Here is a 22,527-nt window from a genome sequence, read left to right on the forward strand (position 1 = left end):
TGCAATTAATACTGTACTTTGCTCTTGTTCAAGCAATTCCATATAATATTCTTCTGGCATAACACTCTCTACTTGGCGAAATACCTTACCATCCCCTTTAACATGATCATCATGTCCTTGCCTTACTAAACGATTTACTTCTATATAGTGTTGTTCCGTTGCCTCTTCGATTTTAATACCCATTAAACTCTCCTCCTTTACTTAATTCAGTTCGATCCAAAATTATATTTTCCTGCAAAAATAAAAAAACCAGTCAACTATAGTTGACTGGTGAATGATTTTACATTGAACCGACCGTACCTAAATAAATCAGGAAGAGTACTGCGAAAATATACATAATCGGGTTTACTTCTTTCGCTTTACCTTTTAACACCATTGTTAATGGGTAGAATACGAAACCTACTGCAAGACCCGTTGCGATTGATGATGTTAATGGCATCATTAACATTGTGAAGAATGCTGGTACAGCTACTTCGAATTTATTCCACTCAATTTGTCCAAGCGAAGATACCATTAAAATCCCTACAACGATTAATGCCGGTGCAGTAACTGCGTTTGTTACAACACTTAATACTGGTGATAAGAATAGTGCCAACAAGAAACAGATCCCTGTAACGATTGAAGCGAACCCTGTACGTGCGCCTGCTCCAACCCCTGCTGAAGATTCTACATAAGATGTTACTGTTGAAGTCCCAAAGATCGAGCCTGAAATAGAAGCGATTGAATCTGAGATTAACGCTTTACCTGCACGAGGTAATTTATTATTTTTTACAAATCCCGCTTGGTTGGCAACAGCCATTAAAGTACCCGCGTTATCAAAGAAGTCTACGAATAGGAATGATAGAATAACTGATACCATTGTTAGCGTATAGAATTCAGGATCAGTGAATGCTGAGAATAATTTACCGAAAGTTGGTTCAACACTTGGAGGTGCCGAAACAATCTGAGATGGTAAATCAACTAAACCAAAAATCATACCGGCTATTGCTGTAATGGCCATTGCTATAAATACGCCAGCTTTCATTCCACGAACTAAGAAAATGACTGTAAGCAGAATACCAAAAATAGCTAACAATACTTCAGCATCGTGCAAGTTACCTAAACCGACAACTGTTGCCTCACTTGCAACGATAATACCCGCGTTTTTTAAACCGATGAATGAAACAAATAATCCGATTCCCGCTCCAACAGCAATTTTAAGCTCCATTGGAATGGCATTGATTAATTTTTCACGTAATCCTGTAACTGTTAATAGTAAGAAGAATACGCCTGATACAAATACTGCAGCCAAAGCATGTTGCCAAGGGCTTCCATTTGTTAATACAACCGTATAAGCAAAAAATGCGTTTAAGCCTAGACCCGGTGCTAAAGCTAAAGGATACCTTGCAATAATCCCCATAACGAAACATCCAATTGCTGCCGAAACAGCTGTTGCCACAAATACCGCACCGTAATCCATGCGTAGTGCATCTGGTAAACCTTCAATATCAGATAGCGTTAAAATGCTAGGGTTTACTACTAAAATGTAAGCCATTGCCAAGAATGTTGTAAAGCCACCTAAAATTTCTCGGCGATAATTAGTTCCAAGTTTATCGAACTCGAAATACTTTTTCATAAGAAACTTTCCTCCGTGTTGTCGTCTTCAACATCTAAAGAACACTTAACCTTAAAAACAAAAAAGACACGCAAAGCATAAATGCCGCATGTCCACGATTTAAGGAAAATAAGTATATTACACTCCCATTACAGTAGTGTTGTAACAACTTATTTATAAATCGTAGTCGAATCATTTACGGTGATTCGGTAGAAACTCACGGGCCATATTCCCGACATTATACGACGACGTATTTAATTTACGTTAGTAATATATCATTTCATTTTTTAAATTACAAGCTATTTCCGAACGTTTTTTATATATTTTAGATCATAGTTCGTAAAAACATCCGTAAATTAGCCATTTTCTTCTATTGATGTGTATTTATTTGTTATTAATAAACTTGGCATAATCAAAGATTCAATCTAAAATTCTAGTATATTCATACAAAATAGGGGGACTTTAACTTGAATGAAATTAAGGTTGTTGTAAAGGGTGTTCTTATTAAAAATAATAGATTACTCATCGTGCAGCGTTCTCAAATTGAAACTGTCGGTGCCGGCACATGGGAGACTGTCGGTGGGAATCTTCATTTCGGCGAGTCATTTGAAACTGCACTAAAAAGGGAATTTTCAGAAGAAGTAGGACTGAATATTACTGTTAAAAATCAATTATTTTCAACAACATTCCATACGAGCAAAACACGCCAAATTGTACTACTCACTTTTTTATGTGATACAAAAGAAGAGCAAATTACGGTTTCCGATGAACACGAACAATATTTATGGGCGACAAAGGATGATCTGCTCACTTTATTGCCGCAAGAGATTATCGAAGACTTCTCCCAGCATAATGTATTAGATTTATTAAACTAATAAAATAATTTTATAAAAAGTTTATAGAAATGTTATATAACTCCTCTATAGTAAAGTTTGAACAAATAGAGGGGGGATTTTTTTGCACCAGCAACGAAAATGGGCAATGCATTTAATTCGCTTTGCAGCTGTTTCCGGTTTTATCGGTGTATTAATCGGATCAATTATGAGCGGTAACATGAACTTCGCTTTACGGCCAGTCCACGCACACATTGTATTAGTAGGTTGGTTATCAGTCTTTGCTTGGGGGATTTTCTATTATTCAGTACCTGTCCGCAAGCTAATCTTAGTTAAAATCCAAAGTATTTTAGGCATGATCGGAGCTTTTGGTTTATGTGTAGGAATGTGGTTACATTATTTAAACCCGCTGCACACAAATGAAACAATGAACATGGTGTTCTTCATCGTAGGCGGCACTCTTTTACTAATCGCATTTTTCCTATTTATAATTGTGACATTTTTTGTCGAAAAGAAAGAAAATTAATTATATCTAGCTCTATTAATTAAGTGCATTTTCCTTTAATATGTTAAAATAATAAAAGTAACATCGAGAATGTTAAAGGAGGTTTTTAAATGCCCTATTGGTTACATAACACATTATTTGTACTTTTAATAATCGTTACTTTTGGATGTGTTACTAGTGGAATTGAGTGGAAATCTCGCGAAAAAGCCACAGTTGAAGAATAATTTAAGCTTAAACGACTTACTATAATGTAACTAACATACAAAAAAGGAAGCCTGCGCTAAATAGGCTTCCTTTTTTATGGTTATCTTATAATCCGCGGTTAGTACGTTTTAACGGATCATCATCCAAATGGTCTACATCATTTAAATGATTCGTAGTATTAGTCGTATCTTTAACATCCGCTTCTTCACGACGAACCGTATCTGATACAGTTTCCGTATCTGTTACTTTTCGTTTGCCGACAACAATTTCTTCTGTCACGACATCTTTTTTCGTAACCTCTACCTGTTCTTCAGTTACAGGGATATGGATTTTCCCCTGCTCTTCATAAGCATGAGTGATTCCGTCACGCAGCTGACCATTTGCATTAAGTGTTGTGTCCTCATTAACAGGACGTCTTTCCACATAAACTTCTTCATGTTCTACCGGCACCTCAATCGTTTGCTGCTCTTCGACTACATGTTTATCGACCTGCACCTCACCCGTTTGCACGCGTTTTTTATCTACTTGCAAGCGTTCTTCATGAAGCGCTAAACGTTCTTCATCCGTTTTCTCATAATCACGCTCATAATGATCATTCAAGCCATAATTTTTAGTACCTTCATCAAAATAAGTACCATAATCTTTATCTACATACAATAAGTATTTCCCAGCCTGTAATTCATCATAGTAACGGTTTCGTTCTTCCTCAGAGATACCCATTTGCGTAAAGTGCTGATCGCGTACTAAGTCTTCACCCATCATGAATGCTTTAAAGCGATCCCACCAAGAACCTTCTTTGTAATCAGTGCCATAGCCATCCGTGTTAGTGCTGTAACCTTTTGAGTTTCGGTACATCGATAGTTGATCATTGCGATTAGATACAATATACATATCCTCTTCACCATAACCTTGTGCACGAAGGCGATCCATTTCTGCCTGTAATTCTGCTTCATTATCATAAATACCATATAATTTGTTATCACGTGTTTCCATGTTTCATTCCTCCAGTTTCATTAATTTAATTTTGTATACCTACTGTCTATACTTGTTTGGCATACTATACAATACCTTTCCTCCTAAATAATAAACGTGAGGATAGTAAATTTAACATTCTGTAATAAAAATGAAAGAAAAAGATACACTGCTATGACAATAATTTATTATTAATAAGGGTAAGGCGAAATCAGGGCACAAAAAAACATAGAAAGGTGTTACTCTTCCTATGTTGCCATTCAACCTATTCATCGTTTTGCTTTTGTTTCTTTTCCAAATACTGTGCACGCAATTTTTCAAGTTGCTGCTTTTTATCGAATTGGGCAGGCTTGTTTTTTTCATGATACTTCGCAACAGCTGCCTTACCTTTACTATCCAATTGATATTTCCCCATTTTGTTCACCTACTTCTTTTCGCTTTTTCCACCAATGTTCGTACTCTTCAACTGTCAATGGCTTTGAATAATAGTAGCCTTGGACGATCGGCACTTTCTCCAAGCCCATAATAAACTGAACTTGCTCCTTCGTTTCGACACCTTCTACCAGAACATTTAAATCAAGTGAATAGCACAAGTGAATAATCGATTTTAGGATTGAGGCATCTTTTGCGGAATTGGGCACACCATCTATAAATGATTTATCAATCTTAATAGTGGATATCGGTATTTCTTTCAAATAAGATAGAGACGATAAACCTGTTCCAAAATCATCCAGTGCTACAGACAAGCCCTTTTCCCTGAAAGTTCTTACTGCTGATATAGCATTATGAATATCATGAATGACACTTGTTTCAGTAATTTCCAATTCAATTTTAGATGCTTGAATTTTATACTTAAGCAAACTCCTATTGATTACTTTATTTAAACGCGGTGATGTCAAATACATACCCGGAATATTAATCGATATTTGTGGCAGCTCTATCCCTATATTAGTCCATGCGGCTAATTGTTGGCAAACTCTCTCGATTAGCCAATCTGTCACATCTGAAATACGATTAGCATTTTCTAATATGGGTATAAATACCGCCGGAGATATTATTCCGTACACCGGATGCTTCCAACGCATAAGTGCCTCTATTCCTACTACACTATTTTGCTCCGGATGCACTTTCGGCTGATATACAATGAACAATTCATTTTCATCCATCGCCCGTTGAATATCAAGGCTTAATTGACGTTCAAAATTAAACGTATGAATTTTTGGATCGTACTTAATTATTCCATGCCTGGATTGTGTCGACGGAGCATGTAATACCGCAATTGCATTGGTAAAATGTTCATGAACCGCCTTTTTTTCATCTGACTGCGAAACAGCAAAAACTGCTTCTATCGAAACCATACGTTCATCGATATTTAACGGACGCTCTAACAAAAGACAAATACTCCGCAATCCATTTATTGTATTTTGCACACTTTCAGCAGGTGCATGTATCACCGTAAAGCGATTAGCTTCCGTGCGATACAATTTCGTCTCCTTTGGCAGACTGGTTTGCATTATTTCTATTACACTTTTCACAATTGCATCCCCAAAAGAATAGCCATAAGCTAATATATACTTCTCTACGTTGTTTAAATGAACAATGGCCACCATTTTCGTATTCTTTTTAATATGCTGGTCTTCTGTAAATTGATTATGGTTTGGCAATTGTGTCAACGCATCAAAATATTTCATACGGAAGTCAACATAGCTATCTAGGCGACTGGCTAAAATTGCAAGTCCAAACAAACTGCCAATTCCAATTGTCACAAACAACGCGACTTCAATCATATTGGAATCATGCGTATGTACACGGATCGGCCCCTCCACATAAAAACTCATCGCTAACATACCTGTATAGTGCATGCTTGTTACAGCGATAGCCATTAAAAAAGCGGCGATACTTTTCACCAAAACCTTTTCCATTTTAGTATCAGTAATCGAAAAGATGTACAAAGAGGCAAACGATGCCACAATTGCTATCAAGATCGATAAGCCAAACAGGACCGGATTATAAACAACCTTTGCATCCATTTCCATAGCAGCCATACCTATATAATGCATAAGTGCTATACCGCATCCCATAAAAAAACCAGCTGCGATAAAGGTTTGAACTTTTTTATAGTCGCTATTGATTAAATAAAATGCCATATACGATGCACCAATAGCAGGGATGACAGATATAATCGTCAGTACCAAATTATACTTCATAGGTATGGATATGACGAACGCACTCATTCCAACATAGTGCATTGACCAAATTCCAAGCCCCATTGCCAGTGAAGCCAACACTAACCATATATTTTTATGAAAAAAACCCTTTCCATTGATGCGCCGATTAATATAAATCGCTGTATAGGATGCACCAAAAGCGATAATGAAAGACAATAGCATTACTAAGGGATCATATGTTCCTTCAATAATATGCATGCTTTCCAAGTCAGGTTTTGTAAACAAAGAAATTCGCTCCCCTTATCTGATTGGTAATTAATGTTCCAATTATTCATGTTGACCTCAATTGCTGCATCTTGATAAGAAGTGCATGTTGGCTTCATAAAGTTTAATACATCCAATTTAAATTGAACAGAATAAAAATAATTCTTTTTTTAAGGATAATCTTTGCGAACAAATTCCTCTCTTTCACATCCGATACACACTAGCACAATTGAAGTATGTCTCCCTGTTCTTTCGCATTACCGAGACATAAAAACCCCTGGAGGTTAGATTTTTTCTAACTTCCAGGGGCATTATCATTAAAAGAATGTTTTTTTGTAAATGTAATAGGACTAGAATGATGAATGAGACATTAGACAACTAGTACTATTCCCACTCAATCGTTGCTGGTGGCTTAGAAGTAATGTCATACAGCACGCGGTTTACGTGTTTTACTTCGTTGACGATACGTACAGAAATCTTCTCTAGTACATCGTAAGGGATACGTGCCCAGTCAGATGTCATGCCGTCGATTGATGTTACACCGCGGATACCGATTGCGTAGTCGTACGTACGGCCATCGCCCATTACACCTACTGAACGGATGTCAGGTAATACAGCGAAGTATTGCCAAATGTCGCGCTCCAGGCCGGCATTTTTAATCTCTTCGCGCAGGATGTAGTCTGCTTCTCGAACGATTTCCAGCTTTTCTTCTGTTACTTCACCAAGTACACGGATACCTAAACCAGGACCCGGGAAAGGCTGACGCCATACAACTTCTTCAGGTAGACCTAATTCAAGGCCTAAAGCGCGTACTTCGTCTTTGAATAGTGTATTTAATGGTTCGATTAATTCAAACTTCATATCTTCCGGTAAACCACCAACATTATGGTGTGATTTAATTGTTTGGGCAGTTGCTGTACCTGATTCAATAATATCTGTGTAAAGGGTACCTTGCGCTAAGAAGTCCATATCTTTTAGCTTTGATGACTCTTCATCAAATACGTAAATGAACTCATTACCTATAATTTTACGTTTTTGCTCTGGGTCAGAAACACCGGCAAGTTTATTCATGAAACGCTCACGAGCATCGATTTTGATCAGTTTCATATCGAAATCTTCTGTGAATGTTTTCATTACCTGTTCAACTTCACCTTTACGGTTTAAGTTGTGGTCCACGAACATACAAGTTAATTGGTCACCGATTGCTTTGTGGATTAACACTGCTACTACAGATGAATCAACTCCGCCTGATAATGCACAAAGTACTTGCTTATCTCCAACTTGCTCACGGATTTTCGCAATCTCGATTTCAATGAAGTTCGCCATCGACCAGTCGCCTTTTGCTTCACAAACATTGAATACGAAGTTTTTCAGTAAATCATTTCCGTATACAGAGTGGCGTACTTCCGGATGGAATTGTACTGCATAAAATTTACGAGAAGCATCAGCCATTGCCGCGATCGGGCATGCAGGGCTTGTCGCAATTACTTCAAAACCTTCTGGCACTGCTGTTACATGGTCACCGTGGCTCATCCATACAACTTGATTTTTTGGTAATTCCGCAAATAATTTATTATCTGAAGTAATGTTAATTTCAGCTTTCCCGTACTCACGAGTTGCTGCGCCTTCCACTTTACCGCCATGTGTTTGGGCCATTAACTGCATGCCATAGCAAATACCTAAAATCGGTAAACCTAATTCAAAAATCGCCGGATCTACATGGAATGCTGATTCATCATATACAGAGTTTGGACCACCTGAAAATACAATACCTACAGCATTCATTTCTTTAATTTCTTCAGCAGTAATCGTATGTGGATGTAATTCAGAGAATACACCGAATTCACGAATACGACGAGTGATTAATTGGTTGAACTGACTACCGAAATCAAGAACGACAATCTTTTCTTGTTCTTTTAACAAAGGAGTTGACACTATTTCCACCTCTTCTAATTTTATGCGGCCTATATTAAGAAAAAAAACGCGTAAGAAAATAATTTCTACGCGTTCATATTTCATCTCTTCTTCAAGTGGGTAAACCTATCCCTTATAAGGATATAGTGGGACCCACCGTCATAGATAAGTTATTTAGGGTAACTTAGTAGAAACATCTGGACCATATTACCAGACTTATATGAAGGCACAATACTATTTATTTTTCTAAATTTTACTCTTTCGTCGAGTTAAAATCAACCACTCGTACGATTGATTAAATATTCCCAAATTTCTTTCATTTCAGTCGTGTTCATTTGGTCGGTCTGTTTTGCATAAATAAGTCGCTCATAAAATGCCGTCAACTCACTCATTTTAGCGGTATCCAGCTGTCGATCAACACGCATTGCAAACTGTTGCAATGTTTCGTCTTGTCCTCGTTTCAAATGAACCCGCTCCAACTGTTTTAATAACACAAAATATGCTTCTTCAAATGTTGCTGCTTTATCTAATTTCGATTTGTTCATTTGAACTGCAAGTTTTGGTTGCCATTTTCCGCGTTTTTTCCAAGCAATAATTAACCCAATCACAACAAGAGCCAGTAATCCGTACAGCACCCATTTAAATTTTGACCAGTCCATTCTACTTGTCCCATTAGTTGATTGCTTAGTTGTATCTTGTTCTTCCAACTCCGGCTTTGGTGCTTCCGGTTCTTCCATATCAGGTAGCTGCTCTTCTTCGGGAGCTTCGAAATCTACATCATAATTAATATTCATCGGATTACTAAAGCCAATTGTCGGCTCAAACGGCATCCATCCAATACCGTCAATATACGCTTCCACCCATGAATGGGCATCATTATTCGTCACTTGATACGTAACCATACCGTCTTGTGAATCGATTCGGTCTCCACTTGAAAAACCTTTTACCCAACGTGCCTGAATCCCTATCGAACGAAGCATGACGACCATCGAAGTAGAGAAGTTATCACAATATCCAAGCCTTGTTTCAAACAAAAACTGATCTACATAGTCTTCATCTGCTGATGGAACTTGTACATTTGTCGTTTCATATTGAAAGCCACTACGCGCAAAGTAACCTTCAATTGCACGAGCCTTGTCATATACACTGTCATACATGTCGGTAATTTCAAGAGCTAAATCAGTTACACGCTGCGGCAAATTATCCGGAAGCTGTAAATAGCGCGAATCATTTTCAGTTGAGGATAATGATTCTTTCAAAGCAACGTAACTATATTCCGGCTGTTGAAATGTCATCTCGTATGATGCAGGAGCTACAACATCGCTGTTTATAAGAGGCAGAATTTTTTCATTGCCTGTATTAAATCTCAATCCAGTTTGTGTACCGTCTAGATTATAAGAAGTAATGCCATATGCCTGCAATAAAAACAAGTATTCTTCATTTATAGCCTGCACTTCCACCGACTGAGGCTCTTCACTTCCAGGCTTGATTGAAAGCGGGAGAGGATCTGCAAACTGAAGCGTTTGTTGCAATGACTCATCATCTGATTGCTCCCAACCTTTAGACGTATAAAAATCTTTCGTCTCAACACGCCAATATTGACGGATCGGTGTTTTTATTTCATAGACAATCGTATTATCCCCCGCAAACGGTCCACCCAGTCGCTCATCATTTTCCCCGTAACCAACTGTTGCAACCGATTGACTGGCATTACCCCCAATACCTGCAATATTTTTTACATATGGAACCGGGTCCGACCATTGAGGCTCTGCTTTCGGCATGACTGTTGCAACAATTCCTGCAATCATAACAAAAATGATAATCGGAGTCGCATATTTCAAATAGTTCATCCAATCTTTTTGCATTTCCGCGGCCTGCATAAGTCGTTTTATAAACAGCAACGATGTAAGCACAAGACCTAGTAACATTACTTTAACAATCGCCGCTGTGCCATCGTATTCTGTAAAAGTATCGAGTGTCCCGATGAAAAATACTGTAAGCAGCAGGAAATAGTAAATGCTATAGCGCACACTTACCCAATGCTGAATTAAATAAATAAGCATCCAGATCAATATAAAAAACAAACTTGTCCGAAATGGATCACTCACATAAATCCACTCACCTGCAAGCAATATATCCAAATTGTATTTCAGTTCTTCCGATAAAAATTGCGTCGTCGTCAATGCTTCATCTTTATACACACTGACAACAAACCATGTAATGTATGCAAACTTAATAAACCAATTAACAATAAACGGCAGCGAAAAAATCCCCAGTACTAAACATATCCCTATGAATAATACAAACTGCGTAAAGTAGCCTGTGTTCGTTAACTCCATTACCGGTATTAACCATTCTCGTAAAATCAGAAAAACAATAAAATAAAAAATAGCGAGTTCTATTTTTTCGGCTGTGCTGCGTCTCATGCGTGCTTCACCTCCGAATACGTTCGCTGTAACTCGTCCATACCGACATAATGCAATTCATTATTTTGGCTTATATGCTGCACCGGATCTTTTTGGTCACTTACGACAAAACATATAATTTTGCGAGCATATTTCGTTCCGGCATTTAATACTTCCTGCAGTTCAGGAGTCATTTCCCCAGTAATGATAACAACAACAGAGCGGCTCATCATTTTCTGTTCTTCAAACAATAAACGTTCTACACCAAACTGCGCATCCGGTACGACCGTTGCTAAATGCTGCAGGACCGTTTCATACTGTTTACCTGTTTTAATCACCGGCGTAAAATAACGTTCGACCCCGACACTTAAAAATGAAACATCGCCCTGTTTTTTTACAATTTTATTAATATAGGATGCCGTGTAATCGACAACATCATCGAAGTTCTTCTGCACTGCGCGATCAATTAGCACAAATGTATTTTGTGATTTTTGATCTTCAAATTCCTTTGTACGCAGTTCCCCATTTTTTGCAAAGGATTTCCAGTGAATCCAAGAAAAGCGGTCACCCGGTACATATTCGCGGACACCAGTCGCAACCGTCGTATCCTTAATTAAAGAATAGCGCGATTGACTTGTACCTTGGTCATATTGCATTCCAATCGGCAATAATTTGACATCGGATACTTTTGGATATACTAAAAACAGCTGCGGGTGATTCATTACAACATTCCGTATTGTCCATCCAAAAAAGTCCGTACATGTAAACAGCAATCCTCTAAAATGATGCTCTCCTCGTTTTAACTCCTTCAATTCATAAGTCCACTTAAACTCGCGCTTCCACCCAACCAAAAATAGTTTCGTTACATTTCCGTTCGGTTTTTCAAAATGTTCCTCCCTCATAGGTAATTCTCGGACCATCATAAAAACAAACGGAAACCAGCTCGTATTGCGGAATGTTACGGTAACTTGAACATTGCCCCCACGTTCAACTCGTTCTTTCGATAAAGTACGGGATATTTCTTTAAAACGAATCGGAATAATTGCCAGTAAAATCGAATAGACCAAAAACGGTAAAATCGTGAAGAAAACAAACCAGCTAACAAAGCCCCCTTGGAACATTGCATAGCAATACGTAATTATAAGCAACGAAACAACGGTAATTAAACGCCCGCCATGCTTTAGAAACTGCTTGATTCCCTTCATTACGGCACGTACCTTTTTACTGGAACATGGACATAACGAAGAACACTTTCAATCACTTGTTCTTCCGTAATTCCTTCATAGCGTGTTTCTGGTTTTAAAATAATTCGGTGGCCGAAAACGAATTTCGCTAAATATTGAACATCATCCGGAATAACGTAATCTCTCCCTTTCATAAAGGCATAGCTTTGCGCAGCACGCATTAATGCGATGGAAGCACGAGGACTTACACCTAAATACACATTTTCATGATGACGTGTATGTTGTGCGATGGACACAATATACTCTTTAATATTATTTTCTACATGTACTTGTTTTGCTTGTTCTCTTAAATCGTTCAACTGCTCGATTGTTAATACCGGGAAAAGATCATCTATCGGAACCGATTTTTCGGCACGATTCAGCACTTCAATTTCCTCTTCTTTCGTAGGATAGCCCATCTTTATTTTCAGTAAAAAGCGGTCTAGTTGCGCTTCTGGAAGCGGATATGTCCCCTCATATTCAATCGGGTTTTGTGTTGCCATTACAAAAAAAGGCTTTGGCAGCTGAATCGTTTCACCGTCCACCGTAATTGACCCCTCTTCCATACTTTCCAACAGAGCGGCCTGTGTTTTTGGTGATGTACGGTTAATTTCATCCGCTAACACAATATTGCCGACAATCGGCCCCGGACGGAACTCAAACTGTAATGTTTTCGGATTATATATCGAAACGCCAATTACATCAGATGGCAGTAAATCCGGTGTAAATTGAATACGTTTAAAGCTTGCACCCAGTGACTTTGAAAGCGCACGTACCATCATTGTTTTCCCAACGCCCGGCACGTCTTCCAGTAATACATGCCCTCCTGCTAATAACGAAACAATACTTAGCTCGGCAATCTCTCTTTTTCCTATCATTACTTTTTCGATATTTTTAATTATTCCCTCGATCTGCTCATTCATGAATAGTCCCCCCACCTGAAGTCGTTGCATCTTTGGCATATAGTTTAAGCATAACGAAAACAAAATGCGAGCACAACTAGTTTACCCGGAAATTGGAAAATCACCTTACTTTTCCAGAGAGAAGTAAGGTGATTTATCAGATTTTATCGAATACTATTGTTTCCAGAAATCATCGAAAACTGTAATCGGCATATTGCGTTTATGCATGGAGCGCAAGTAATGTCCTTCAAGCTTTTCACGAGCCTGCTCCGGAATTTCCTTACCTTCCAAATAATCATCAATTTGTTCGTACGTTACACCAAGCGCCGCTTCATCCGGCAATGCAGGGCGGTTTTCCTCTAAATCTGCCGTCGGGACTTTTTCATATAAATGTACTGGACAGTTTAAATGCTTTAAAATCGCACGACCTTGGCGTTTATTTAAACGGAAAATCGGCATTAAATCTGCACCACCGTCGCCATACTTTGTATAAAAGCCTGTTACTGCTTCTGCAGCATGATCTGTACCAAGTACGACACCATCATTCGATGCTGCAATCGAATATTGTACTTTCATTCGTTCACGCGCTTTTTCATTTCCTTTGGCGAAATCACTCAACGTAATTCCTGCTTCCAAAAGTGCATTTACACTTGCATCTACAGCATTTTTGATATTAACCGTATACACTTTTGTCGGCTGAATGAAATCGAGTGCATCTTGGCAATCCTTTTCATCAAATTGTTTGCCATAAGGTAATCTTACCGCCCAAAACGAGTAATAGGATGCTCCCGCTTCTTCGTTCAGCTCATCGATAGCCATTTGTGCAAGCTTACCCGTTAACGTAGAGTCTTGCCCACCGCTAATTCCAAGCACAAATCCTTTTAAGAAAGGATGATATTTTGCATATTCCTTTAAAAAATCAATGGACTTACGGATTTCCTGTTCTACATCGATTGTCGGCTGTACTTTTAACTCTTCAATAATTTGTTGTTGCAACATAGCCAATGTCCTCACTCCTTATCGTTCTTCGAGTTCTGTTACCATATCGCGCACTTCCTGGATATTTCGCATTTTATTATCCCAGCATTTTTGGCTTAAATCGACCGGATATTCCTCAGGATTTAACGAACGTTTATACTCATCCCAAAGTAAATCCAAGTTATTGGACGCATATTGACGGATCTCCATTAAGGTTGGATTTTCATAAACAATCTCACCCTTGTCAATCACTTTCCGATGCAATTCCTTCGCTTCAAAGTTTGTTACGAATTTCGAGACAAATGTATGCACCGGATGGAACATTTTAATTCGTTCTTCAGCAGCAGGATTTTCATCAGCCATTGCGATATAGTCCCCTTCTGATTTCCCGCTTTTCTTATTAATAATCCGGTAAACTCTTTTTAAACCAGGTGTCGTTACTTTTTCAGCATTGGCTGAAATTTTGATCGTATCTTCCATTTCACCATGATCATTTTCAATGGAAACCATTTTATAGACAGCACCTAAAGCAGGCTGGTCATATGCAGTGATGAGTTTTGTACCAATTCCCCACATATCCACTCGGGCACCCTGCGCTTTTAGGTTTAAAATTGTATATTCATCCAAGTCATTTGAAACGATAATTTTTGCATCCGGGAACCCTGCTTCATCAAGCATTCGGCGTGACTCTTTTGAAAGGAAGGCAATATCCCCGCTATCTAAACGAATTCCGATAAAGTTTATTTTATCGCCAAGTTCTTTAGCTACCTGTATCGCCGTCGGGACACCTGACTTTAATGTATTGTACGTATCCACCAAAAACACACAGTCTTTATGACGCTTCGCATAAGAATGGAATGCATCATAATCGTTTTTATACGCTTGAACCAATGCATGTGCATGTGTACCTGATACAGGAATATTAAACAACTTTCCAGCCCGAACATTGGATGTCGATTCAAAACCGCCGATCACTGCTGCACGTGCTCCCCAAACAGCTGCATCCATCTCTTGCGCACGACGTGTACCGAATTCCATCGCAATTTCCTTTTGGACAACTTGCTTGATACGGCTTGCTTTTGTCGCAATCAGCGTTTGGTAGTTTACAATGTTCAATAGAGCTGTTTCAATCAGCTGGGCTTCCACTAGCGGTGCTTCGATTCGTACAATTGGTTCATTCGCAAAAACAAGTTCCCCTTCTTCCATCGAATACATAGAACCCGTAAAACGAATTGTTTTTAAGTATTCAATAAAATCCTCTTTATAATGGAGTTCATCACGTAAATAAGCGATATCTGTTTCACTGAAACGAAAGTCTTTTAAATAATTCAGCATGCGCTCCAAACCCGCAAAAATTGCATAGCCATTCCCAAACGGTAATTGTCTGAAATACAACTCAAATACAGCTTTACGGTTATGCATCCCGTCTGCCCAATAGCTTTCTGCCATATTGATTTGATATAAATCGGTATGCAAAGCAAAACTGTCATCTACATACTTTTCGTTCATCGTAAGTTCCCTTCTTCCAAAACATAATTTAGTCATAGTATACACCATCTTGAATTAATTCGAAGTATGAAGATTCTTTCTTCCATGTTATCTACTTTTACATGGCAGTTAATTTTGCTGTGCTGGTTATATAGTTTTCCCCAATTGACTAAATAAAAAACGTTTCGGAATTTTGTCGGGCAGCCTACTACCGGATTTCACCTGCTTAAAAGCCCTATTCCCCCTTCCTTTTTTTGACATCATCTCACAATGCGATAAAACCAATCGAAAATACATGTTAATTTTCCTAACATTAGTTATTGATTTATCTTAAAATTCAATTTATCATGTTAGATAACATAACACAAGGAGTTGTTGAGCATGAAAAAGATTGAAGCGATTATTCGACCTGAGGTGTTTCCACAAGTTCGAGAAGGGTTAGCTCTTGAAGGAATTGATGGTTTAAGTATTTCTGAGATTGCTGGAGCTGGGCGACAGGAAGGTAAAATCGGATTGTTTCGCGGAAATTCTTTCTCAATGGAATTTTCGCAAAAGCTCAAACTCGAAATGGTTGTTGACAATGCCAAAGTTCAACCGATTATTGATGTATTATTGCGCGAAGCTTCTACAGGGGAAGTTGGTGACGGTAAGATTTTTATATACCCTGTAGAACAGGCGATACGTATCCGCACTAAAGAACTTGGTTCTATTGCAATTGACTAAAAATGTTCCTAAAAGGAGGAGTTTTTAATGACGAATGAAGCATTGGAATTATCGATTAACCTAGTTTGGGTAATGCTCGGGGCGTTTTTCGTATTCTTCATGCATGCGGGATTCGCGATGGTAGAGGCAGGGTTTACACGCTCAAAAAATGCAGTCAATATTTTAATGAAAAACATTTTAACAATTTCAATCGGAGGCCTTGTCTACTTTGCAGTCGGATATGCCATTATGTTCGGTGAAAGTTCAGGCGGATTGATTGGTTCTTCCGGTTTTGCTTTAAACGGTGTAGATGATATCGCATTTTTCGTTTTCCAGGCAATGTTTGCTGCGACATGTGCAACAATCATCTCAGGTGCTGTTGCTGAACGTACAAATATTACGGCGTATATCGCATTGGTCGTTATCATGACAGCTATTATTTATCCTGTTGTCGGCCATTGGGTATGGCAAGGTGATGGATGGTTAACTTCTTTAGGCTTCGTCGATTTTGCCGGATCAACAGTAGTACATTTAACCGGCGCTGTTGGTGCTCTAGTAGTCGCAGCAATCGTTGGTCCTCGTATCGGGAAATATGCTAAAGGTGTCGTAAACGTTATTCCAGGTCACTCCATTCCGCTTGGCGCATTAGGTGTTTTCATCCTTTGGTTAGGTTGGTACGGCTTTAATGGTGCATCAACATTGGCAGCAGATCCGGCATTAGTTCCAGGCGTTATTGCAAATACTTTCTTATCCGCATCTGCCGGTGTAATTGCTACCGCCCTTTATACACGACTTCGTTACGGCTTTATCGATGGTTCTTTAACATTAAACGGTGCCCTAGCCGGTTTAGTAAGTATTACCGCCGGCGCTGCTAACTTAAGCATCGTCGGATCTATTATCGCAGGTGCTGTAGGTGGTGCTGTATTAGTAGAAGCCGTCCGCTTTATTGAACACAAACTAAAAGTGGATGATCCGGTTGGTGCTGTTGCTGTACATGGTGTTGCTGGTATTTGGGGTACATTAGCAGTCGGATTATTCGATACTGCTGGCGGTGGTCTATTTTACGGCGGCGGTGCTGAATTACTAGGCGTGCAGGCATTAGGTGTAGTCGCAGTAATCGCATGGACTGCAAGTACTGTTGCCATTGCAACGTACATTATTAAAGCATTTATTCCTCTACGTGTTACACATGAAGAAGAAGTCCAAGGTTTGGATATTTCCGAACATGGCGCATACGCTTATGAAATGCAGGAAACTTTTAAGGGTCTTTCAAAAACAAATGACAGTTTTGCCCAACGTCTAACGAACCTAGGAAAAGTATCATCTACTTCCAATGTACAGGATAGCGGGACTAAAACTAAAGCTAAAACTGGGTTCCCGAATTCTTTAAGCTCAACTAAGAGCTAAAAGCGAAATGTGTGCCCCTTTCCCCCACACATTTTCGAACCATTCTTTCAATAGATTATCAGCTGAACAAGGAGCTGTTCTGAAAGTTTTTTTCAGGCAGCTCCTTGTTATTTTGCTTTCTACACTTAATAAATATATAGAAATTGACAGTGAAGGAGCAACATATAATTGAACAAGCTATTCACTTTAACAATGTATCGTTTGAAGTGAATCAATCAAAAACTATTCATCCTAATTATTTAATAATCGCATGCAGAAAATCAAAGTGGGTATAGACTAAGACCACTTCGAGTAATTTACGAGAATAACACTATGGTATAATTTTAAGAAAATGACGAATTTTAAGGAGATGTTTTTTATGGCATTACGTGACTTTTTCATTTCATTATCTGAAAACCAAACTCTTAGCAATGCAGCAGGGCAATACGGTTTAAAATTAGGCGCACAAAGCGTTGTTGCAGGGACAACAATTGAAGAAGTAATCGAAAGCATTCGAAAATTAAACGAGCAAGGAATTTCTTGCACCGTCGATAATTTAGGCGAATATGTTACTGATGAATCAGAGGCAACACAAGCAAAAGAAGAAATTTTAGCTATGATCGAAGCCATTCAGGTTGAAGAATTGGATGCACATATTTCCTTGAAACCTTCACAGCTAGGGTTGGATATCGATATCGATTTCTGCTACGACAACTTGTATGAAATTGTAGAACGCGCCCATGAATATGGAATCTTCGTCAATTTTGATATGGAAGATTATAAGCGACTTCAGCCATCCTTCGATATACTGGAGGAACTTGCAAAGTCATTCGATAATGTCGGAACAGTTATTCAAGCATACTTCCACCGTGCAAAGGACGATATAGAAAACTTTAAGGATTACCGCCTTCGAGTTGTAAAGGGTGCCTATAAAGAATCGGAAGAAGTAGCGTACCAGGATAAGCTTGATATTGATATTAACTTTATTGAGCTGATTGAATACCATTTGGCACACGGACATTTTACATCGATTGCCACACATGACCACAATATTATTAAGCATGTGAAGTATTACGTCGAGCAATATGATATTCCGAAAGAAAAATTCGAATTTCAGATGCTTTACGGGTTCCGTAAAGACTTGCAGCTGGAACTTGCACGTGAAGGCTATCAAGTATGTGTGTATGTACCCTACGGTAAAGACTGGTACGGCTATTTCATGCGTCGCTTAGCTGAACGTCCACAAAATATTAGCCTAGTGACAAAACAAGTATTCAATAGAAAGACAAACACTTTACTGGCAGTAGCAGCTGGAGCATACCTCCTTGGACGATTAACGAAAAAGAAATAACTGCCTTGCCTCAATTTAAAAAGACCCCTCATTTTGTTCACAGACAAAACGAGGGGTTATTTAGTAGTGAATTAATTTCATGCGCTTACAACAATCACATTTTCTTTTTATTCCAGCCTTTTTCTTTGAAGCGGGCGATTGCTTCGATTCGGTTGCCGACACCAAGCTTATCAAGTATGACGGAAATATAGTTTCGCACAGTACCTGCAGATAAATAGAGCTCTGCCGCAATTTCCTTTGTTGTCTTCCCTTCCGCAACAAGTTCCAGCACTTGGCTTTCTCGTTCCGTCAGCGGATTTTCACTGTCGTCTTCATAAACAAAATCCACTAGCTCCGGCGCGTAAATGCGACGTCCATCCATAATGATCCGTATGGAATTGACAAGCTCCTCAATTGGACTGTCTTTCAATAAATAGCCGCGCACTCCCGCTTTTCTTGCACGTTCAAAATAACCCGGTCGCGCAAACGTTGTTAAAATAATAATTTTGCATTCGCTTCCTCTTAACGCTTCGGCAGCATCTAACCCCGTTTTAATCGGCATTTCTATATCCATAATACAAATGTCCGGATTCAGTTCTGTCACCATCTCGATGGCTTCTTCCCCATTTTTGGCAAGCCCGACTACTTCCATATCCTCTTCCATACTAAGCAGTGACTTCATCGCCCCAAGCAGCATTCCTTGATCTTCTGCAATTACAATTCGAATCATTTCACGTTCTCTCCCTTTTGATGCGTGATCGCCAACGGTATTTTCAGCACGACCGTCGTCCCTTCATCGCTCTCTATTTCAAGTGAACCATTGATAAATTCAATACGCTCGTACATCCCTTTTAAACCGTTTCCACCAATTAATGTATTGGAGCGTTCAAAGCCAATCCCATTATCCTGAATCGTCATCTTGAATTCATCTTCGCTTTGATAAAAGCTAATACGGCAAATCGTTGCTTCACTATGTTTGACGATATTTGTAACTGCTTCTTTCAAGCACATACTAATAACATTTTCCGCTAAAACCGGCATTTGAATTTCACTTTTATCTCCATTTAACCGCAGCTTAATCTGTGCTGCTTTTAAGATTTGTTCGACCCGGTAAAGCTCTTCTTCAACCCTCACAGCGCGCATATCAGCGACAAGCTCACGTACTTCTTTTAACGCGACACTTGCGGTTTGACGAATATCCCTTATTTCCAAAATGGCTTGTTCAGGATTTTTTTCCACTAGTCGTGCAGCTAAATCACTTTTTAAACCAATCATAGAAAGTTTTTGACCAAGTGTATCATGTAAATCACGGGCAATACGCTGACGTTCCTCAAATACAGTCAATTCAGAAATACGTTCCCGCGCTGTTTCCAGCTCACCTTCCAAGTTTTCCCGTCTCGTTCTTGAAAAGAGCGTAAACGGTAATAGCACAACACCTAGCATATTAATAATAATAAATGGTGTTTGCGATAAGAATAAGTCAAGGAAAATAAAATACCCCCCAACAATAGAAATAACGGTAAATCCTATATGTAAGCCATACATAATATAAAATCCAACCGGCTGTTTAATATTACCAATGAAAAATGCCGTAAACAATGCCAAATATACGTAACCAAAAACTAGTGTCATTACGATATTCAGCAACATTTGAAAGCTGATCCACATATATTTCAGCCCAGGCCTTGCACTGAAAGAGAAATAATGACATAAGAAATAACTCAAAATTAAAGTGATCCCTAAAATAATCTGCCATAATGCGAACGATTGTATAATGAAGAAAAATGGCATTATACAAAAGATTATCCATATATATATACTCAACATCGGACTTTTCGGGATGATACTATACCATGTTTGCATAATTGCCTCGATTCTTTTTTACCTATATTCTATAATAAAACAGGTACCTCAAGCTATAAATTGAGGTACCTTATCTTTTGTATAAAGTTAGTTCGTAACAGTTCGGTCACGCGTTGCCTCAAGTTCTGCCGCTTCTTTAAATGTAATAAAGCGGTAATTTTCGGCATCGTATAATTTGTAGCGAATTGATTCTAAGCTTGTCTTTATTGTAATCGTCGTTGCCTGTTGAAGCGGCTTGATCGACTCATGTGCATCTTCCAGCTTATAGTTCGGTACACGCGGTGACAAATGGTGTACGTGGTGGAATCCGATATTTCCTGTAATCCATTGTAGTACTTTCGGTAATTTGTAGTATGAACTTCCTTCTACTGCAGCTTTTACATAATCCCACTCCGAATCAACTTCAAAGTATGAATCTTCGTAAGTATGCTGAATATAGAACAGCCAGATCCCTAATGAACCTGCAATAAACAATGTTAAACCATGTACTAATAAGAATGTTGACCAACCAAATATTAAAATAAGGGTTGTACAAATAACTAATAATGCGATGTTATTGAAATACGTGTTTAAGCGCTCTTTACGCTTTGCATCTTTACGATTAAAACGATTCAGTATAAGTACCATAAATAGTGGTCCTAAACCGAACAGGACAATCGGGTTACGATATAAACGATAACCTAAACGACCTAATTTTGACTTTTCAAGGTATTCATCAACTGTCAGCATATCGATATCGCCAATCCCGCGCTTATCCAAATTTGAACTTGTTGCGTGGTGAATCGTATGCTCACGTTTCCACTTTTCGTAAGGGAAAGATGTCACAATACCTGTAATATTACCGATAATGGCATTCGCCTTTTTGCTTTTGAAGAATGAACCGTGTGTACAGTCATGGAAAATAATAAATGCACGAATAACAAATCCTGAAGCAAGGATACTACATAACGCCGTATACCATGGAGAGTACTGCAGTAATACATAACCTGCTCCCCAAATTAATAAAAGTGGTACAAGCGTATTTAATATTTGTTGAATACTAAGTCGCGTTTCTGACTTTGCGAACGGTGCAACATCTTTTCTCAGTTGCTTTGTTTTATCTGCATGTGTGCTTACCATGTGTCGATCCCTCTTTCCACAAAAATTATTAACCTAATCATATAAAAAGGAGAATCATGATAAAATGCTCAAACATCATATATTTTTTATGACAGTTGTCATATGACCTGGTAACAACAAGTATTGCTTCTAATTTTCCTGTGGAATTTTTGGTCCATCCAAATCTAACTGGTAAAACACCAGATCCAGCCATTTCCCGAATTTATAACCCGCATTGCGGATTGTTCCGCTATATGAAAATCCGAATTTCTCATGTATTTTAATACTGGCAATATTTTCTTTATCAATACAGCCAACCATCGTCTTTACACCTTTTACTTTTGCTTCTTCAATAATTGCATTCATTAGTTTACTCGCAATCCCTTTTTTATAATGATTTTTATGAACGTATACTGAATGCTCTACTGTATATCGGTTGGCTGGATAGGCACGGAAACTGCCGTATGTCGCATAGCCCGCAACCTCTCCGTCTTCTTCAAATACGAATAGCGGATAATCTGAAGCCTGCTTTTCTTCAAACCATTGCAAACGGTCTTCCAATGTCTGTTCCTTGTACATGTAAATCGCTGTGGAATTAAGAATATTATCGTTAAATATTTCCAAAACAGTCGGTATATCTTCTTTTGTTGCACGTCGAATCATCATTTCTTCCTCCTAAAGGTCGCAAAACCGCCTTA

Annotated in this window: 20 protein-coding genes and 2 riboswitches (1 of these 22 running past the window's edge); of the genes, 5 read left to right on the top strand and 15 right to left on the bottom strand. The window is 38.6% G+C overall.

Features of this window, described 5'->3' with window-relative positions; genetic code table 11:
- Nucleotides 1-183, bottom strand: the start of a protein-coding gene (locus tag MKY07_RS17880) for a GNAT family N-acetyltransferase (RefSeq protein WP_339263297.1). 294 nt of this gene lie to the left of the window's left edge; 183 of the gene's 477 nt are visible here — the first part of the coding sequence; the start codon lies at nucleotides 181-183; its stop codon lies off the left edge, out of view.
- A gap of 97 nt (nucleotides 184-280) precedes the next feature.
- On the bottom strand, nucleotides 281-1,615 hold the full coding sequence (locus tag MKY07_RS17885; protein WP_008408515.1) for an NCS2 family permease: 1,335 nt from the start codon (nucleotides 1,613-1,615) through the stop codon (nucleotides 281-283).
- Nucleotides 1,616-1,758: 143 nt separating this feature from the next.
- Nucleotides 1,759-1,860, bottom strand: a riboswitch (purine riboswitch).
- Between the two features lie 201 nt (nucleotides 1,861-2,061).
- On the opposite strand from MKY07_RS17885, the gene MKY07_RS17890 reads away from it, so the two are divergent.
- Together MKY07_RS17890 and MKY07_RS17895 are read left to right on the top strand one after the other, a co-directional pair.
- Nucleotides 2,062-2,469, top strand: coding sequence for an NUDIX domain-containing protein (locus MKY07_RS17890; protein ID WP_008408514.1), 408 nt, complete (start codon nucleotides 2,062-2,064; stop codon nucleotides 2,467-2,469).
- An 82-nt stretch (nucleotides 2,470-2,551) separates the two neighbouring features.
- A complete protein-coding gene (locus MKY07_RS17895) occupies nucleotides 2,552-2,953 on the top strand; it encodes a hypothetical protein (RefSeq protein WP_339263298.1) in 402 nt (133 codons plus the stop codon).
- A gap of 288 nt (nucleotides 2,954-3,241) precedes the next feature.
- On the opposite strand, the gene MKY07_RS17900 is transcribed toward MKY07_RS17895, so the two are convergent.
- From MKY07_RS17900 to MKY07_RS17940, 9 genes are all read right to left on the bottom strand, one after another.
- Complete coding sequence (locus MKY07_RS17900) at nucleotides 3,242-4,129, bottom strand: DUF2382 domain-containing protein (RefSeq protein ID WP_339263299.1); 888 nt, start codon at nucleotides 4,127-4,129, stop codon at nucleotides 3,242-3,244.
- A gap of 244 nt (nucleotides 4,130-4,373) precedes the next feature.
- Complete coding sequence (locus tag MKY07_RS17905) at nucleotides 4,374-4,523, bottom strand: hypothetical protein (protein ID WP_008408510.1); 150 nt, start codon at nucleotides 4,521-4,523, stop codon at nucleotides 4,374-4,376.
- Nucleotides 4,501-6,561, bottom strand: coding sequence for an EAL domain-containing protein (locus tag MKY07_RS17910; protein WP_339263300.1), 2,061 nt, complete (start codon nucleotides 6,559-6,561; stop codon nucleotides 4,501-4,503). Before MKY07_RS17910 ends, MKY07_RS17905 begins: the two co-directional genes overlap by 23 nt.
- 363 nt (nucleotides 6,562-6,924) lie before the next feature.
- Entirely contained in the window at nucleotides 6,925-8,478 is a 1,554-nt protein-coding gene (gene guaA, locus MKY07_RS17915; RefSeq protein WP_041865823.1) for a glutamine-hydrolyzing GMP synthase, read from the bottom strand.
- Nucleotides 8,479-8,596: 118 nt separating this feature from the next.
- Nucleotides 8,597-8,698: riboswitch (purine riboswitch) on the bottom strand.
- A 31-nt stretch (nucleotides 8,699-8,729) separates the two neighbouring features.
- Nucleotides 8,730-10,880 carry a transglutaminaseTgpA domain-containing protein gene (locus tag MKY07_RS17920; RefSeq protein ID WP_339263301.1) on the bottom strand — a complete coding sequence of 717 codons (2,151 nt, stop codon included), beginning with the start codon at nucleotides 10,878-10,880 and terminating at the stop codon, nucleotides 8,730-8,732.
- A complete protein-coding gene (locus MKY07_RS17925; RefSeq protein WP_339263302.1) occupies nucleotides 10,877-12,064 on the bottom strand; it encodes a DUF58 domain-containing protein in 1,188 nt (395 codons plus the stop codon). The genes MKY07_RS17920 and MKY07_RS17925 overlap by 4 nt, the downstream gene beginning before the upstream one ends.
- Nucleotides 12,064-13,005, bottom strand: a complete 942-nt coding sequence (locus tag MKY07_RS17930; protein ID WP_014822562.1) for a MoxR family ATPase — start codon at nucleotides 13,003-13,005, stop codon at nucleotides 12,064-12,066. Before MKY07_RS17930 ends, MKY07_RS17925 begins: the two co-directional genes overlap by 1 nt.
- A 153-nt stretch (nucleotides 13,006-13,158) precedes the next feature.
- Nucleotides 13,159-13,983, bottom strand: a complete 825-nt coding sequence (gene nadE, locus MKY07_RS17935) for an ammonia-dependent NAD(+) synthetase (RefSeq protein WP_339264668.1) — start codon at nucleotides 13,981-13,983, stop codon at nucleotides 13,159-13,161.
- Between the two features lie 18 nt (nucleotides 13,984-14,001).
- Nucleotides 14,002-15,471 (bottom strand): nicotinate phosphoribosyltransferase, encoded by a 1,470-nt coding sequence (locus MKY07_RS17940; protein ID WP_008408503.1) that lies wholly within the window; start codon nucleotides 15,469-15,471, stop codon nucleotides 14,002-14,004.
- Between the two features lie 360 nt (nucleotides 15,472-15,831).
- Here MKY07_RS17940 and MKY07_RS17945 point away from each other — a divergent pair, with 360 nt between their 5' ends.
- From MKY07_RS17945 to MKY07_RS17955, 3 genes are all read left to right on the top strand, one after another.
- Complete coding sequence (locus tag MKY07_RS17945) at nucleotides 15,832-16,173, top strand: P-II family nitrogen regulator (protein ID WP_008408502.1); 342 nt, start codon at nucleotides 15,832-15,834, stop codon at nucleotides 16,171-16,173.
- A gap of 27 nt (nucleotides 16,174-16,200) precedes the next feature.
- Nucleotides 16,201-17,559: an ammonium transporter gene (locus tag MKY07_RS17950; RefSeq protein WP_008408501.1), complete on the top strand. Its 1,359-nt coding sequence runs from the start codon at nucleotides 16,201-16,203 to the stop codon at nucleotides 17,557-17,559.
- A 358-nt stretch (nucleotides 17,560-17,917) separates the two neighbouring features.
- On the top strand, nucleotides 17,918-18,889 hold the full coding sequence (locus MKY07_RS17955) for a proline dehydrogenase family protein (protein ID WP_339263303.1): 972 nt from the start codon (nucleotides 17,918-17,920) through the stop codon (nucleotides 18,887-18,889).
- A gap of 94 nt (nucleotides 18,890-18,983) precedes the next feature.
- On the opposite strand, the gene MKY07_RS17960 is transcribed toward MKY07_RS17955, so the two are convergent.
- The 4 genes from MKY07_RS17960 to MKY07_RS17975 form a co-directional block, all read right to left on the bottom strand.
- Nucleotides 18,984-19,598 (bottom strand): response regulator transcription factor, encoded by a 615-nt coding sequence (locus tag MKY07_RS17960; RefSeq protein WP_065216319.1) that lies wholly within the window; start codon nucleotides 19,596-19,598, stop codon nucleotides 18,984-18,986.
- The gene (locus MKY07_RS17965) at nucleotides 19,595-20,731 is read right to left on the bottom strand and encodes a sensor histidine kinase (protein ID WP_193433814.1); all 1,137 of its coding nucleotides are present in this window, start codon (nucleotides 20,729-20,731) and stop codon (nucleotides 19,595-19,597) included. The genes MKY07_RS17960 and MKY07_RS17965 overlap by 4 nt, the downstream gene beginning before the upstream one ends.
- An 87-nt stretch (nucleotides 20,732-20,818) precedes the next feature.
- Complete coding sequence (locus tag MKY07_RS17970) at nucleotides 20,819-21,850, bottom strand: fatty acid desaturase (protein ID WP_008408497.1); 1,032 nt, start codon at nucleotides 21,848-21,850, stop codon at nucleotides 20,819-20,821.
- A 129-nt stretch (nucleotides 21,851-21,979) separates the two neighbouring features.
- Nucleotides 21,980-22,492: a GNAT family N-acetyltransferase gene (locus MKY07_RS17975; protein WP_065216317.1), complete on the bottom strand. Its 513-nt coding sequence runs from the start codon at nucleotides 22,490-22,492 to the stop codon at nucleotides 21,980-21,982.
- Nucleotides 22,493-22,527: the final 35 nt, after the last annotated feature.

It is taken from the genome of Solibacillus sp. FSL W7-1472 (assembly GCF_037969775.1).
GTDB classification, from domain to species: Bacteria; Bacillota; Bacilli; order Bacillales_A; family Planococcaceae; genus Solibacillus; species Solibacillus silvestris.